Origin of the sequence: Sphingobacterium sp. MYb382 (assembly GCF_037572665.1) — a bacterium.
Lineage (GTDB): Bacteria > Bacteroidota > Bacteroidia > Sphingobacteriales > Sphingobacteriaceae > Sphingobacterium.
In genome coordinates this window covers 506,163-521,601 of the sequence record NZ_JBBGZT010000029.1, presented here as the reverse complement: position 1 = coordinate 521,601, position 15,439 = coordinate 506,163, and the positions used below count along the sequence as shown (strand labels likewise).

At 38.5% G+C, this 15,439-nt stretch carries 10 protein-coding genes; 7 read left to right on the top strand and 3 right to left on the bottom strand.

Going from position 1 to position 15,439, the window contains the following annotated elements; translation table 11 throughout:
• Positions 1-87 precede the first annotated feature (87 nt).
• Positions 88-894, top strand: a complete 807-nt coding sequence (locus WH223_RS19885; RefSeq protein ID WP_340049627.1) for a DNA alkylation repair protein — start codon at positions 88-90, stop codon at positions 892-894.
• Between the two features lie 51 nt (positions 895-945).
• Positions 946-1,200, top strand: a complete 255-nt coding sequence (locus WH223_RS19880) for a hypothetical protein (RefSeq protein WP_340049626.1) — start codon at positions 946-948, stop codon at positions 1,198-1,200.
• A gap of 57 nt (positions 1,201-1,257) precedes the next feature.
• On the opposite strand, the gene WH223_RS19875 is transcribed toward WH223_RS19880, so the two are convergent.
• Positions 1,258-5,241, bottom strand: coding sequence for a two-component regulator propeller domain-containing protein (locus tag WH223_RS19875; protein WP_340049625.1), 3,984 nt, complete (start codon positions 5,239-5,241; stop codon positions 1,258-1,260).
• 412 nt (positions 5,242-5,653) lie between these two features.
• Here WH223_RS19875 and WH223_RS19870 point away from each other — a divergent pair, with 412 nt between their 5' ends.
• The 5 genes from WH223_RS19870 (at position 5,654) to WH223_RS19850 (ending at position 12,938) form a co-directional block, all read left to right on the top strand.
• Positions 5,654-8,638 (top strand): SusC/RagA family TonB-linked outer membrane protein, encoded by a 2,985-nt coding sequence (locus tag WH223_RS19870; RefSeq protein WP_340049624.1) that lies wholly within the window; start codon positions 5,654-5,656, stop codon positions 8,636-8,638.
• A 46-nt stretch (positions 8,639-8,684) separates the two neighbouring features.
• Positions 8,685-10,256 (top strand): RagB/SusD family nutrient uptake outer membrane protein, encoded by a 1,572-nt coding sequence (locus tag WH223_RS19865; protein ID WP_340049623.1) that lies wholly within the window; start codon positions 8,685-8,687, stop codon positions 10,254-10,256.
• A gap of 163 nt (positions 10,257-10,419) precedes the next feature.
• Positions 10,420-11,067, top strand: a complete 648-nt coding sequence (locus WH223_RS19860; protein WP_340049621.1) for a SatD family protein — start codon at positions 10,420-10,422, stop codon at positions 11,065-11,067.
• A 34-nt stretch (positions 11,068-11,101) separates the two neighbouring features.
• The gene (locus tag WH223_RS19855; protein ID WP_340049620.1) at positions 11,102-11,398 is read left to right on the top strand and encodes a hypothetical protein; all 297 of its coding nucleotides are present in this window, start codon (positions 11,102-11,104) and stop codon (positions 11,396-11,398) included.
• A 349-nt stretch (positions 11,399-11,747) separates the two neighbouring features.
• A complete protein-coding gene (locus WH223_RS19850) occupies positions 11,748-12,938 on the top strand; it encodes a metallophosphoesterase (protein ID WP_340049619.1) in 1,191 nt (396 codons plus the stop codon).
• A 79-nt stretch (positions 12,939-13,017) separates the two neighbouring features.
• On the opposite strand, the gene WH223_RS19845 is transcribed toward WH223_RS19850, so the two are convergent.
• Positions 13,018-14,040 (bottom strand): endonuclease/exonuclease/phosphatase family protein, encoded by a 1,023-nt coding sequence (locus WH223_RS19845; protein ID WP_340049618.1) that lies wholly within the window; start codon positions 14,038-14,040, stop codon positions 13,018-13,020.
• A 6-nt stretch (positions 14,041-14,046) separates the two neighbouring features.
• Positions 14,047-15,432 carry a DUF5689 domain-containing protein gene (locus tag WH223_RS19840; RefSeq protein WP_340049617.1) on the bottom strand — a complete coding sequence of 462 codons (1,386 nt, stop codon included), beginning with the start codon at positions 15,430-15,432 and terminating at the stop codon, positions 14,047-14,049.
• Positions 15,433-15,439 lie beyond the last annotated feature (7 nt).

Sequence of the window (15,439 nt, the reverse complement as noted above, 5' to 3'; positions counted from 1 at the left end):
GGACAATTTTATGCGGTATTGTAATTATGCGTTAACTTTTAAACCTTTGTAAAGATAGGTTTATCAGTAGGAGGGCACAATTAAATTATGGACGGTATAAAAAGAAAAGGAGCAAGGAGTATGAAAGATATTCCTTTAGGAATTTTAGAACAGCTTAATCGGGGAGAGATTGAAACGGCCAATCTTGTGGAATGGCTCGCTGTTGATCAGCAGTTTTTATTGAAGCATCTGCTTCAGGAACAAGGAAGACTAGACTATCTTCATCCGGTTTTGGCAGCAGTCCATGCGCTGAAAAAGCAAACTATTAATACTGTAAATGAAGCTATTGGGTCGACGCTTTTCGAACAAGCTATGCAACAGCATGATTTTTCATTTTTGAAAATCCTTAGGGCGCATCAGTCGGATGTTGTTCGTTGTTGGGCGACCTACATCGTTGGTCGAAACAAAGAGTTAACCATCAATGAAATGTTGCAGCAGATACAGGTGTTCGCTGCAGACAAGCATTTTGGTGTTCGAGAAATTAGTTGGATGGCCGTTCGTAGTACGATTGCTGCCAACTTGGACGTGAGTATCGCCGTCTTGACGCCATGGACAGGCCATAGCGATGAAAATATTAGACGCTTCGCCACAGAAGCGACTCGGCCTCGCGGTGTTTGGTGTGCACATATAGACGTATTGAAGGAAAACCCGAGCCTTGCTCTTCCTCTTTTAGAACCACTAAAAGCGGATCCCGCCAAGTATGTACAGGATAGTGTGGGCAATTGGCTGAATGACGCTAGCAAAACAGCGCCAGGTTTTGTTCGTGCTCTTTGTCAAGCTTGGGAGGTGGAAAGCGATTGCAAGGAGACCCGCTATATCATTAAGAAAGCACTGCGTACACTCGATAAACGTTAATTTTTTTAGATGTTAGTTTTAAAAACGATATTTGAGTTTTATATTCCTTTTATGTCAACAACTACTAAACTAAAAGATTTACCTATTGAGGCGCTTCAAGAGAAGCGTAAACGATTTCGTGCCTTTGTCATTATTCTAGGGGTCATCACCTTCCTTGCAGTGGTTGCCTTTCTTTATGCTGCGGTCGTTGGTAGCAGCTATAAGCTATCTATTCCTTTAGGTGGTTTTTCAATGGCTCTTTTTCTATGTGCCTTAATTTTAAAGCAGATTGAGGATGAGCTAAAGTCGCGAAATTTAAAAGCATAATTAATGGACAGAGGTGTTCGTTATAAGCACAAAAGGTCCGTTTCGGACCTTTTGTGCTTATAAACCACGTTTTTTCTTCTCATTTTCTGTAATGTAAACACTGGGCGTCATGCCGAAATGTTTATGGAAATCTCTTGAAAAGTTAGATTGTACAGTATAGCCTACCATAATTGCTACTTGCGATATATTGTATTCCTTTGTGTGTAGTAACTCGGCTGCCTTTTTTAGTCTAGACATATTGATAAGCTCATTGGGCGTAAGGTCTGAAAGCCCTTTAATTTTACGGTATAAGGTAGGCCGGCTCATATTCATCAATTTAGCCAGCTCTTCAACATTTAAATCTATAGTCGCGATGTTATCATAAATAACTTGGTTTAGCTGTCCGATAAAATCTTTGTCCGGTGCTGATATATTTACCTCTAATAAGTCGGATACGAGTGCATTGGTGAAATATTTCTTTATCATATTTCTATTTTTCAATATGTTTTGTATCTGTACCGTTAGGTATGCTATAGAAAAAGGTTTCTCAATATAAGCGTCGGCACCGCTGTTTAGGGCTTCTATTTTTGAGTTTAAGGTATTCTTTGCCGTCAAGAAAATAACGGGAATATGGCTATAGAGAAAATCAGTTTTTATACGTTTGCATAAAGCGATACCATCCATGATAGGCATCATAATGTCTGTCAAAACTAGTTGTATACTTTCATTATCAAGAATGTCTAATGCCTCAACACCATTGGTAGCTCTTCGTATATTGTAATGTAGTTTTAGTTCTTTATTTAGATAGGCCAATATTTCTTTGTTGTCTTCGACAATTAGAATGTTCGGTTTCTCTACGTCGCCATCTTCTTTCTCCGGCGTTGCAAAGGCTTCTGTAATCGGGGATAACTCCTCTTGAAAATCAGGGATATCTAAGGATTGGTCTTGTAGAATAGGGCATGAAAGAAGGAAAAGGTTTCTTTTTTCATCGGTTTGCATTAGGGCGATTGTTCCTTTATGCAATTCGATTAAAGAGCGTGATAATGGCAACCCAATCCCCGTTCCTGTATCTTTACCTGATTCATTAAGTCGGTAAAAAGGTTCAAATATTTTATCTTTTTTATCATAAGGAATAAGCTCACCATCGTTGCGGAACTCTACATTGAACATAATATCATCGCTATTGAAGGGGAGGAGCTTTACTTTAACTTCCCTTTCCGCATATTTTATTGCATTGTGAATTAGGTTGGTGAAAATTTTACGACAGGCTTCTTCATCTACATAAGCTGTTAAACTTATACGAGGTAAGGAAAGCTCATACGTTAGTGATTTGTCTTGCGCTAGATAAAGGAGGTCGTTGAAAATTTCTGATAGTAGCGCATTAATGTCTGTTTTCGTGAAAATAAGGTTCATGGCGTTGCTTTCTGCTTTTCTAAAGTCTAATAATTGGTTGGTCAAACGAATCAGTCTTGTGGTGCTTCGCTCCATAAGAGCAAGGTCTTTTATCGTATCATGGTTTAAATTCTTTTCGGTGCGTATAATTTTTTCTAAAGGCATTTTTATTAATGCCAGTGGTGTGCGTATTTCATGTGCTAAATTGGTGAAGAACTCTAATTTCAGGTTGTATATCTCCTGCTCTTTTTTATGTTCAAATAACTCCATTTTACGGCTTTGATTGGCCTGCATCCATAGGAAATAGTACCGTAGAATAAGCGCGATAATAGCCGTTATAAAAATCGCGTATAGGCCATAGGCAAGCCTACTTTGCCACCATGGTGGCGATACAAAAATGCGGATTTGCCTTACCTCTTTATTCCATACATTATTATTGTTGGTGCCGATAAATTTAAAGGTGTAATCTCCTGGAGGAAGCTTATTGTAATAAATTTTTTGGTTCCCCTTTATGGTTGTCCACTGTTTGTCGTAGCCCTCCATGATGTAGCTGTACACATTACTCTCTGGTGATACAAAGCTTAACGAAGCTATGGCAAAGCTAATATTTGACTTATCGTAGCTTAGGCGTAATTCTTTCGTCAAGGAGATAGATTGTTGTAAAGGGCTATTTCCCCCAACAAGAACTTCTTTATTATTAATTTGTATATCGCTGATAAGCAAGGGTGGTACATAGTCATTTTTGAAAGATTTGGACGGATTAAAGCTTATCATTCCCTTTAGTGTACCAAAATATAAGGTGCCATCTGTATCCTTGTAGGCTGAATTGTAATTAAACTGGTCTGTTGGAAGCCCGTCTTTGGCCGTGTAGAGAACGGCTTTATCCTCCTTGTCATTAAGTTTTACTAAGCCGTTACTTGTTGATATCCATATGCTATGGTTATCATCTTCGAGTGCTTTAAAAGTTTGATTGGAGGATAAGCTCGGTATATCTGGATAATTTTTAAACTGCCCATCTCTACGATATCGAGTTACTCCACCCTCAGTACAAAACCAAATATTTTTATTACTATCCTCAAATAACCCGTTTACATAGTTGTTAATCAGCTGATCTGGTTTTTTAGCATCCGCAAGGATATTCTGCGTCGTCTGCGTCCTCGGATTTAAAATAATGACGCCACTGCCATAAGTATTAATCCAAAGAAGGCCCTCTCCATCTTCATAAATACCTTGAATCCAGGCTGTTTTTAGGGGTAGTAACTTAAAGGTTTCCTTTTTACTATCATAGGTAAACAAGCCGTTGTCGGTACCTATGTATACCTTATTATTACTTGTTTTGTAAAGAGAGACTACAAATTTGCTACGTACGTCGCCATCAGCAATTTCAGGATAGCTACGTTTTAATTTTCCCGTCTGGAGGTCTAAAATATTCAAACCGTTGGTGGTTGTCCCAATCCATAGTTCATCATTTACCGTTGCAAGTCCATGGATATTATTGTAGGTAATACTTCCTGGTTTTCCATTAGCTATAAAATGTTCGATTGCTCCAGATTGTAGGTTTATTCTGTTTAATCCATTATCTTCCGTACCTACCCAAAGTTTACCTTCTTTATCTTTTTGTATTTCGTGAACAATATTTCCCGAGAGGGAGGGACTGCCAAAGCCTGAAAAATATTTTTTAAAATTGTCAAAGTGATTGCTATACTGCGTTAGACCACCGAAGAACGTCGCTATCCATGTGTTCCCTTCCTTGTCTGTATAAAAGTCATAGACAACATTGTCAGAGATGGAGAATGGGTTTCGGTCATCCTTTTTTATATGTTGGCTTTTGTGCGTTTGTAAGTCATAGGTGTAAATACCCGTCTCGGTACCAAACCAAAAGTTAGAAGCACTATGCTGGCTTATGCTATTTATCTGGATACTCGCTTGATGCTGTTCTTTTGTGAACAAGTCTTTTAAAGTTCCTTTGTTAATATCAAGCAAATAGGCGGTACGGTTGGTTCCGATGAGTACTAATGAGTCATTAATGCCGTGTATCGCACGTATGCTTGTCGGTATTTTAACGTTTATCTTCTGTAAATCAACTTCTGTAAAGCGGTTCAGTCTTTGGTTATACTTCTTTAGTACCTGATTATTGTTAAGTATCCAAAGGCCTCCATGTGGAGAACTGTTAATGGCGGTAATATTTTTATCATCATTGAAGGCCGTGAATTGATTGCGCTGCACACTGTATTGATATAGTGTGTTCTTGTATACGACCCATATATAGCCGGCATATGCTTTTATAAAACGTATTTCTCCTTGCGGGATTTGTTTTATCAGGTTGAAATTTTCCTTTATAGGGTTGTAGGTATACAGACCTCGGGTGGTTCCTACCCAGATTTTACCTTCACTATCAGTTAGTAAACTTAAGATGGAAGAGCTTCCTAGACTCAGCGAATCTGTAGCCTGATGCCTAAATATTTTAAATCGATTGCCATCGAAGCGATTTAAGCCATTACGGCTACCAATCCATAAAAAACCTTGTCTATCCTGTGTGATGCTCGTTACCGTATTGTTAGATAAGCCATCTGTTGTTTGATAATTTTTAAAATAAGCAGGCTGTGCCTGCCCTTTGTTGAAGGCAAGTAGTACATAAATGACGCAGATGAGGATAGTGCTTTTCAACATCTTAATTTCTTTCGGTTTACTGGATTAATACAAACAGTTTATCACTGATACGCTATGATATAAAATTGAGACGCTGTGATTGAAGCGATGACTATGTTTTTCTCATTTTTAGGTGATTGTAATTACCAAATATAAACATATAATTTCTCAAGAAATTTTACCAGCATAAAGCTGATCTTTTTTTACTGTTAAAATATTTTTTTTAGACAATGAGCTCCTGCTCATCCTGACGTTTCGAATTGATTGCACTTGCAGTAGCTGCTGTAAATGTGTCATCTTAACAAGTCAAAGTCTTCAAATGTATTTGAAAGGTTGAAAAATAGAATTTCTTGAACAAGCTACTAAACATGATAAACAACTGTATTTAATCTATAGGAGTAACTAATCAATTAATTCATTAATCTAAAAATGCATGAAAAATAATCTACTTGCACGCTACGTAATGACTTTTACATTACTGCTCGTATCCTGTATGGTCATGGCCCAAACACGGGTTTTGAGCGGAAAGGTTGTTGACGAGATAGATGCTCCTTTGGCGGGAGCCACATTGAAAATAAAAGGAGGAACGCAGGCAACGCTTTCCGACCAAGAGGGGAACTTCTCGTTGACTGTTCCGACAACGGCTCAATGGCTAGAGGTTTCTTTTATTGGCTATACAACCAAGGAAGTGCCCATTGCAGGTGGCGAGCTTCTTATTAAGCTTGTTCCGAGTGCGGATCAAGATTTGGATGAGGTCGTTGTTATCGGTTATGGTACGGCACGTAAAAAAGACCTTACAGGTGCTATGGTTACTATTGCCGAGAAGAACTTCAATCGCGGTATTATGACGAGTCCTGATCAATTGATTCAAGGGAAAACACCAGGGGTGATGGTGATTAATAATACAGGACAACCAGGTGGATCGGTTACAGTTCGTATTCGTGGAAACTCGTCCATCAGAGCAAGTAACAATCCTTTATTTGTGCTCGATGGTGTTCCTATGTCAGGAAATTCACCTTTGCCAGAGGGACGAGGAGGATTTTCATCCGACAGAGGTAATCCGTTAACGTATTTAAATCCGGGTGATATCGCTAGTATGGATATTTTGAAAGATGCTTCGGCTACAGCTATCTACGGTTCTCGTGGTGCTAATGGTGTTGTAATTATCACCACTAAGAAAGGAAAAGTAGGCCCTCCAGTATTGTCTATTGGTGCATCAGCGGGAATTTCGAGCATGCGTAAATTTCCAGATGTGCTGAATGCCTCTCGTTTTAGAGAAGCTTTACAATACTATACGCCAACGGAAGCGGCAAATGCTGACTTTGGTAGTAATGTGGATGCTTTTAAGGAAATCACACGTAATGCTGCTACGCAAAATTATTATGGTGATGTTGCTGGAGGAACGGAGCATGGTAAATACCGTCTTTCAGGTGGCTACATGAATCAAAATGGTATTATTTTAGGTTCACAGCTAAAAAAGTATACCGCTAATTTTACGGGTAATTATCGCTTTTTAGAAAGTAAGAAACTAGGTCTTGATGTATCTATTTTCTTAACGCAGATGGATAATAAGTATTCACCTATTAATGCATCAGTAGGAGCTGAAGGGAATGTCATTTCGCAAGCATTGCAATGGAACCCAACACGCCCGCTTCGTGATGAAAATGGAAACTTGACCTTTATAAATACCAATACGCGAAATCCGTTGGCAAGTATAGAAGCTTTTAAGGATCTAGCGACAACGAATACCATGGTGTTCAATATAGCGCCTTATTATAAAATTACGGACGATTTGGAGTACCGTTTTATTTATAGTGCTATGCGTCAAACGGGAAATCGAGAAGGGATGTACCGTGCAGGGATTATTGATCCTTCACAGGTAAATAATGAACAAGCTTTTATTTCCAATAATAGCGAGACAAATTTACAGATGACGCATATGCTTTCTTATAATAAGCAGGTTAGTAAAGATTGGAATATTAATGCGGTCGTTGGTTATGAGTATTTAGATTATAATTTCAAGAATAATATTTCTTTCGGTGGCGGATTTAGTTACATGGGGCTTGATTATTTTGATTATATGCAATACTCATCTATTGCAACACGTGATATATCATCTTACCGTAGCCCTACGAATGAGTTGCAATCTATGTTTGCTCGTGCTGGTGTTAATTACCTCGATCGTTACTTGTTTACAGCGACAACACGTAGAGATGGTTCTACTAAGTTTGGAGCGAATAACAAGTATGCTGTTTTCCCTTCTTTTGCTTTGGCATGGAATGTTGCTGAAGAGGATTTCTTGAAATCTAACAGCTTTGTTAATCAGTTGAAAGTAAGAGTAGGTTGGGGTAAAACAGGTAATCAAGAGTTCCCTTCTGGAGCATCTTTAAACAAGTTTATTTTTGCAAACCAAAGTGTTAGCCAAGCAAATTTTGGTAATGATGATTTGAAATGGGAAACTTCAACGACTATCAATGCCGGTATTGACTTTGCTTTTCTAGACAATCGTCTTTATGGATCAATAGATTACTTTAATAAAAAGACAACGGATGCCTTATTTGAGCAGACCTTAGCACAGCCTGCACCAGCAGGTCGTATCTGGGTGAATCTAGGTGGCGAGATTGTGAATAAAGGTGTGGAGATTGCTTTGACGGGAACGATTGTGAAAAATAAAGACTGGACTTGGGATTTGAGTGCGAATGCTACCTTCTTGAAAAATAGCGTGAGTGGTTTGGTCGGGTATTATGAGACAGGTGCTTTGCGCGGACAAGGTTTTTCTGGCGTCTTGGGCCAGCGTATGACGAATGGACAACCACTTAATGTTTGGTATTTGGCGCAATATGAAGGTATCGACCCGCAAACAGGTATGAGTATGTATCGTGGTCTTGATGGTAGTATTAGTAGCTCGAATGATCCTGCTACTAATAAGTTTTATGCGAATAGTCCAAATCCAACAACGTTGTTAGGTGTTTCTACGAATGTTGCTTACCAGCGCTTATCGCTTGCCGTGAACATGAATGGTGCTTTAGGGCATTACCTTTTCAATAACTCGGCTGCAACAAGTTTAGGTTTGAGTAATTTATCGTCTAGAAATATTGGTTCTGCATTTTTTGATACTTCCGTAAAAGAGTCTACATCAAACTCTTCTGCACCATCGACTCGTTTTTTAGAGAAGGGTGATTACTTGAAGTTAGCGAATATGACATTAAGCTATCGGGTAGGTGATATCGGTAAGAATTTCAAAAACTTCAGTGTTTCCTTGACAGGACAGAACCTTTTTATCATCACTAAATACAAAGGCTTTGATCCAGAGGTTAACACGGATGGTTCTAACAACGGTATTCCATCGTTGGGTATAGAGTATCTGCCTTATCCACCAGCTAGAAACATATTATTAGGGGTTAACTTTTCCCTTTAACGGAGCGAAAGATAGTAGTGCATAATTGATAATAAAAACTAAACAGATGAAACTAAGATATTTATTATACATAACAATTACGGGATTTTTTGTTACGAATTTAACCTCCTGCACAAAGCTTAAGGAGGAGTTTAAAAGCGAGTTAGAGGAAGGGACTTCGAATGTAGACCCAGGAGGTTTGCTCGTTACGGCATATAACTCGTTGAATGTTCCTTATCAACAGGAGCAGCGCTGGGTGATGCAAGAGATATCGACCGATGCGGCCATGGCGCCTACGCGTGGTGGTGACTGGGATGATAATGGGATGCACCGTGCTATACACTTGCATACTTGGAATGCCGATAATGGCTATATGAACAATACGTTTGTGAGCTTGGGAACTGCGGTTTACAATGCGGCGAATGTTTTACGCTATAAACCTAATGCACAACAAGGAGCTGAGGCTCGCTTTATTCGTGCATTAGCGATGTCTGATTTGTTGGATTTATACGGCGTAGTGCCTATTCGCGAGGGTGCGTCTTTAGAGGATTTTCGTATTGCTCCAGAAGTGTTGCAGCCGCAAGCGGCCATGGATTATATCATTAAAGATTTAACGGAGATTATGAATAGCCTGCCGGCGAATGGCCCTAAGGATGCTTTTGTAGCCAATAGAAATGCTGCAAAGACTTTGCTCATGAAAATATACTTGAATAAAGGGGCTTACTTGAATCGACAAGCTCCAAAATTTGAGGCTGCCGATATGAATAAAGTTATTGAACTGGCTAAAGAAATTACCGCTACCGGAGTTTATTCTATCGCAGCCAAAGGAAAGTACTTTGACAACTTTGCACCAGATAATGATGTGAAGTCGACCGAAAATATTTATACCCTTTTCAATAAGAATGGAGAGCGCGGCGGTAATGTGGACCGTGCTTGGAATACGGTAGCTCATTACAACATGAATCCGGGAGGCTGGAACGGCTGGTGTACATTGTCTGATTATTACGATAAGTTTACGGCAGATGATGAGCGGAGAGGTATCTACTACGATTACCCTGCAGATACGACTTCTAACCGTACCAAAGGTTTTAAACGTCAGAACGTAGGTTTCTTTGCCGGTCAGCAGTACAATTGGTCAACCAACAAGCCTTTGGTGGCTCGAAATCCGTTAAACGCGCCATTGATTTTCACACGTGAGGTGACGATAAGAACTTCTGGGGCAACTTTAGAAACGGCAGGTATTCGTCCGGTGAAATATGCATTTGACTATAGCGTTACAGGACAACGGAATAACGATTGGGTTGTTTTTCGCTACGCGGATGTATTGTTGATGCAGGCAGAAGCGATTTTACGTGGTGGAGCCGGAAGTGCTGCCGATGCTTTAACACTTGTTAATAGCATCCGAACAAATCGTGGCGTAACAGGGTTAGGAACATTGACCTTAGACAATTTACTCGACGAACGTGCTCGTGAGTTATATTGGGAAGGTTGGAGAAGACAAGATTTAATTCGCTTTAATAAGTTTTTATTGGCTTGGCAAGAGAAAGCTGCCGATCCTGATCCGAAGACTTTGGTATATCCAATTCCAAGTCAGCAGATTGCGGTTAATCCAAATTTAAAGCAGAATACAGGATACTAGGTTAGTAGTGGTTTATTAATAGGTTATCCCCGATAGATGTAATGTCTATTGGGGATTTTTTTTGTTTGTTGCATGATTAGTGAAATAATTGAGTTTGTTGCATGATTCGTGCAATTTTTGTTATTGTTGCATCATTGGTGAAATAAAAAAGTATATTTATACTATGGAACAGTATATTTTGATGAGTGATGTCATAAAAAGTGGTGAAAAGGACCAACAACTTTTAATTAACAATCTCCGATTGTGTACTACTTATATCAATGAAAAATACCGAGATATAATTTTATCACCATTGACTATAACCTTAGGGGACGAGTTTCAAGGGATTATGGACAACTTTGAATCCTCTATAAAAGTGATATTAGATATTGAAGAATTCATTATTAAAAATAATTTTCCATTAAAGCTTCGGTATGTCGTATATCTAGGTGACATTGAGACCGATATAAATAACTATATTGCTTATGAAATGCTGGGGAAAGGGTTGACGCAAGCCCGATCTATATTGAATAGTTTGAAGGATAAAGATGTCAGATTTTATGTTGACGTACAAGACTCTCCTAAAAACAACATTGTCAACAATAGTTTCAATATCTATCAAAATATTGTCGATCAATGGAAAATTAATCGAGATTATGAATTGATTAGCGCACTGATTGAGTTTAACGATTATAAGATAGTATCGGAAAAGCTCCATAAAGATCGTTCCCTAGTTTGGAAGAGGAATCGAAATTTGAATATGTCTTCTTATCACTCCGTTAAAGAAGTTTTATATACCATATCTAAATTTGAACATGAGTATCAGTTGTAAGATTATACTTTTAATCGTTTTTTTACAGCTTATATTGACGATTATTTATACAATTATTACCCCAAAGGATAGAAAAACTAAATATCTTGATTTTAAATCTATTGCAAAAGGATTAATAGAAAGAGCATTTTTAACCTATGGGTTGTTAAATGGATTTCCACATGTATTAACCTTGTTTGGTGCATTAAAGCTAGGAACAAGGTTGAAAAGTGCCGATAATGAACAAACTGAAGAAGGAAGACAGAAGGAGGACAGCTATAATGATTATTATTTGATTGGCAATTTCATATCTGTTGCATTAAGTATTGTTTATTATAACCTGCTTAAGTGAGCATATAATAACGCTGAACGCAAACTTTATTTTCTTTTTCATATATAGTTTTTAGGGTAATTAACTACCTCATAATCTATAACCACAGTAGAGGAGGGGCCTCTCTTTTCAATTTTTCTAACCAGTATCTCGTCTGTTTTTATTGCATTATTGGTGAAATCTGCCATTCTGGCATTGTAAATCTTTATGGCTGTAGTTATAGCTTTAAAGTCCTTTTTTACGTTCGATTTTAATTATAGTTGTAATCGATTGTCATGGGATTATTATTTTTTATGGTGAGCTTGTTGAGTGGCTCTTTAAAGCTGACTTTGGCACAAGATTGGTCAAATGGTTTACACATACATAGAACATGACAAAAAGATTAATTCTTATTTTAATACTGTTTATCGTTGGTGATATTTATTTCTACCAAGCTTTTAGTACAGTTTTCCCACAAGCATATGCGCATAGCCTCTATTGGTTAGTCGATGGTTTACTTTTCGCTGGGATTTTTGCTTTGATATTTTTACGTCGCGCAGGACGCGATGTGCAAAATCTTTCCGCGGGTTTAATTACTAGTTTTCTATTGGTTTTTATTCCTAAAGTTTTCACTTTTCCTTTACTGGTTGTTGAGGATGTTTTTCGTTTGTTTCAAGGTTTTCCTGATCGTATTTTAGGGATTAGTGAGGCTGTTTTAGTTTTAGCCTTACTCTTTATTTTACTTCTTGTGTTTGGATTGACTAAAGGACGACACTTCTATAAAGTGAAGGAAGAGGTTTTATATTTTCCTGATCTTCCGGATGCTTTCGATGGATTTAAAATTACGCAATTGTCGGATATCCATTCCGGTAGTTTATCCGATGTGAAAGGTGTTCAAAAAGGAATTGCCTTGGCCAATGCACAGCATAGCGATTTGATGCTATTTACGGGCGATTTGGTTAACAACTATGCTTCTGAAATGGATCCATGGATGGCTGACTTCGCGAAGTTAAAGGCTCCTTATGGGCAATTTTCAGTTTTGGGGAATCACGACTACGGTGACTATGCGAGTTGGGAAAATCAAGCGTTGAAAGCCGAAAACCTGAAACGATTGAAAGCCGTTCATGGTGAAATTGGTTTTAAATTGTTGTTGAACGAGTCTGTCAACATTACAAAAGATGGGCAGAGCATTGCATTGATTGGTGTTGAAAACTGGGGTAAAGGTGGTTTTCATCAATATGGTGATTTGAATAAAGCGACGGAGCAAGTTCCTGCTGATGCGTTTAAGGTATTGCTGTCGCATGATCCTTCACATTGGGAATTGGTGACCTTAGATCACCCTAAGCCTATACATCTGACACTAGCAGGACACACACATGGTATGCAGTTTGGCTTTGAGTTATTCGGTTTTAAATGGAGTCCTATTCAGTATTTCTATAAACAATGGGCAGGCCTTTATTCGCGAAGCGGAAAATACTTGTATGTAAATCGCGGTTTTGGTTACCATGCTTTGCGTGGACGAGTAGGGGTATGGCCGGAAATTACGGTTATCGTATTGAAAAAAGGAACATCCAAGGGATAGTTCCATCCAATTTATTGTATAAAAAGAAACAGGGCTCGTTTGATGAAAACGAGCCCTGTTTTATGTTATTCCTTGTCTATTATTTTGCTAAGAAAATTAAAGTAGGGAAGTGGTCGGAGTATCCATTAATAAATACATTTCCGGAGAATGTACGGTGTGGATAACCTTTGTTTTTTCCTTCATGCTGGATTAAGAAATCGCGGTTGAAGATTTCAGATTTTACAAAACGTAATCCTTTGTTTTTGTTATCAATCAAAGGTCTTGAGATGATGATCTGGTCAAAAAGATTCCATTTACCTTGGTAAGCTAGTGAACCGATACCTTTGTCGTAGTGTTTCCACATGGTATTGTATAGACCTTGCTCAGGAACATCTTTGATATCTTTTTTCGCTTCCAATACTACCTTTACGCTCTTGTCTGTAGGGTCATCGTTTAAATCGCCCATGATTACAATTTTAGCGTCTGGTTGCACTTGGTATAAAGAGTCACAAATCGACTTAGTAATGCTTGCTGCATGCTCGCGCAGCGAAGACGATTTTGAACCATAACGTGAAGGCCAGTGGTTCACGATGATGTGTACCGTATCGCCCGCCATCGTACCCGATACCATCAGCTGATCGCGTGTGCGGAAGTCAGGGTTGTCAGGTAGGGTGTATGGGTATACAACCTCATTGTAGGGTTGGAAATGGTCTTTATTGTATAGTAAGCCCACGTCTACCCCACGTTTATCTGGCGAATCGTAATGTACAATACCCCAGTTAAGGTCACGTAATTGCGGGTCAGCAATAAGGTCTTCCAAAACACGTCTGTTTTCGATTTCACAAACACCAAGAACAGATGGGCCAGAAGACGAATAAGGAGAGCCAATGGCACGTATTGCACGTGCCATATTGCTCACCTTTTGGTTATACTTTCCTAATGTCCAGTTGTTGCCTCCGGTAGGGGTAAACTCTTCGTCGTTGATCGCTGGATCATCGTAGATGTCGAAGAGGTTTTCCAAGTTGTAGAAAGCAACAGGATAGATTCTTTTGTTGCTTTGCGCTTGGGTTCCTAACTGAAAAAAGCCAACGAATAATAAAGCTATTAAAAGTGATTTCTTCATGTTTACTTATTTAGTAACGATAATGCCACCACCAGAGTTGCCACCGTTTGTTACTTTTTTAATAATAATATTGTCTAAACGAAGACCGTAAGTATTTTCTGTTCCCACTACTTGTAGCTCAATTGTTGAAGTTTCCGCTTTTGCAATGTTAGGGATAGTAATTGTATAAAATTTAGCGTTATCTCCATTTTCGTTTGATACAGGTATACTTGGTACATTGTAAGTCGTGCCATTAATTTTTACTTTAACAGCATTTAAGTTCATAGCTTCTTTCGCATTAAATATATTGGCAGCTAATTGGTAGCTTAAAATAAGTCCTTCCGCATTTTTAGTTTGGATACCGTTAATCGCAATTGTTACATCTTTGTTTGCCGGCAACCAGATATGTGCACCATTGTCGCCAGCTATACTTCTGATATCTGCTAATCCAGATGCATCTGCGAACGTTACAGGTGCTTTCATATCGAAATCTTTGAAGTCAGCGATTTTAGGTCTATTGGTTGATGGGTATGTACCTGTTCCGAAAGTTTCTTTAAAGATGATTTCTTCCGTTGGATCAGTTGGTGTTGTTCCTTCACTCGGCTTGCCATCGAAGTCTTTAATGTCTGTTTTTTCACGCAAGAATAACTGCCATCCACCGTTGAAACGACCAAGCATACCAACTAATGTACCTTTACCTACAGGCAATTTATCTTTTGCGAAGGTAGAGAAGTTACTTGTACGTACATCTAATGTTTTACCATTAGCATCTTTAATCTGTTCGTTGGTCGTTGCATCGCCTGTTGTAAAGTTCTTTTTACCTTCATTTACAAAGCGTACACCTTTGATGATTACTAATTTGTTAACCATAGAAGCATCCAATTTAGAAAGATCAACTTCTAAAGGTTGTACATTTTGTGCATTTGGCCATCCACTTAATGAGGTCTGCTTATTGAAGATTTCCCAAGCAATACGGTTAGCATTGGTGCCGTTAAAAGCAAGTTGAAGCTCGTCACCATATTTTACCATGGCAAGACCTTTCAATTTAATGTATACCTCTTGTCCAACACGGTAAGTAGTATACATACTATTTTGGTCTATACCAATATTGATACCTGCTGTCTCATCTTGAGCATACAATTGTTTGTAAATATTACCAGAGATATCATTTCCACTAATGACAACACGTAAGATATGATCTTCCTCGATTACCGTAGGCGTTTTAATATCTGCATATTTTTGCTTCAATTGCGCAAGCGTAATTGTTCCTGAAGGACCATTGTATTTAGGTTCTGTAAGGGGAGGAGCTTCGTAATCACGCTTACAAGCAGCGAAAGTCGCTAAGAAAACCAGTCCTAAGCACAAGGTGCGGAATAAGAAACTGAAGTTGAATTTATGGTATGTAGTGTTCATGTTATTC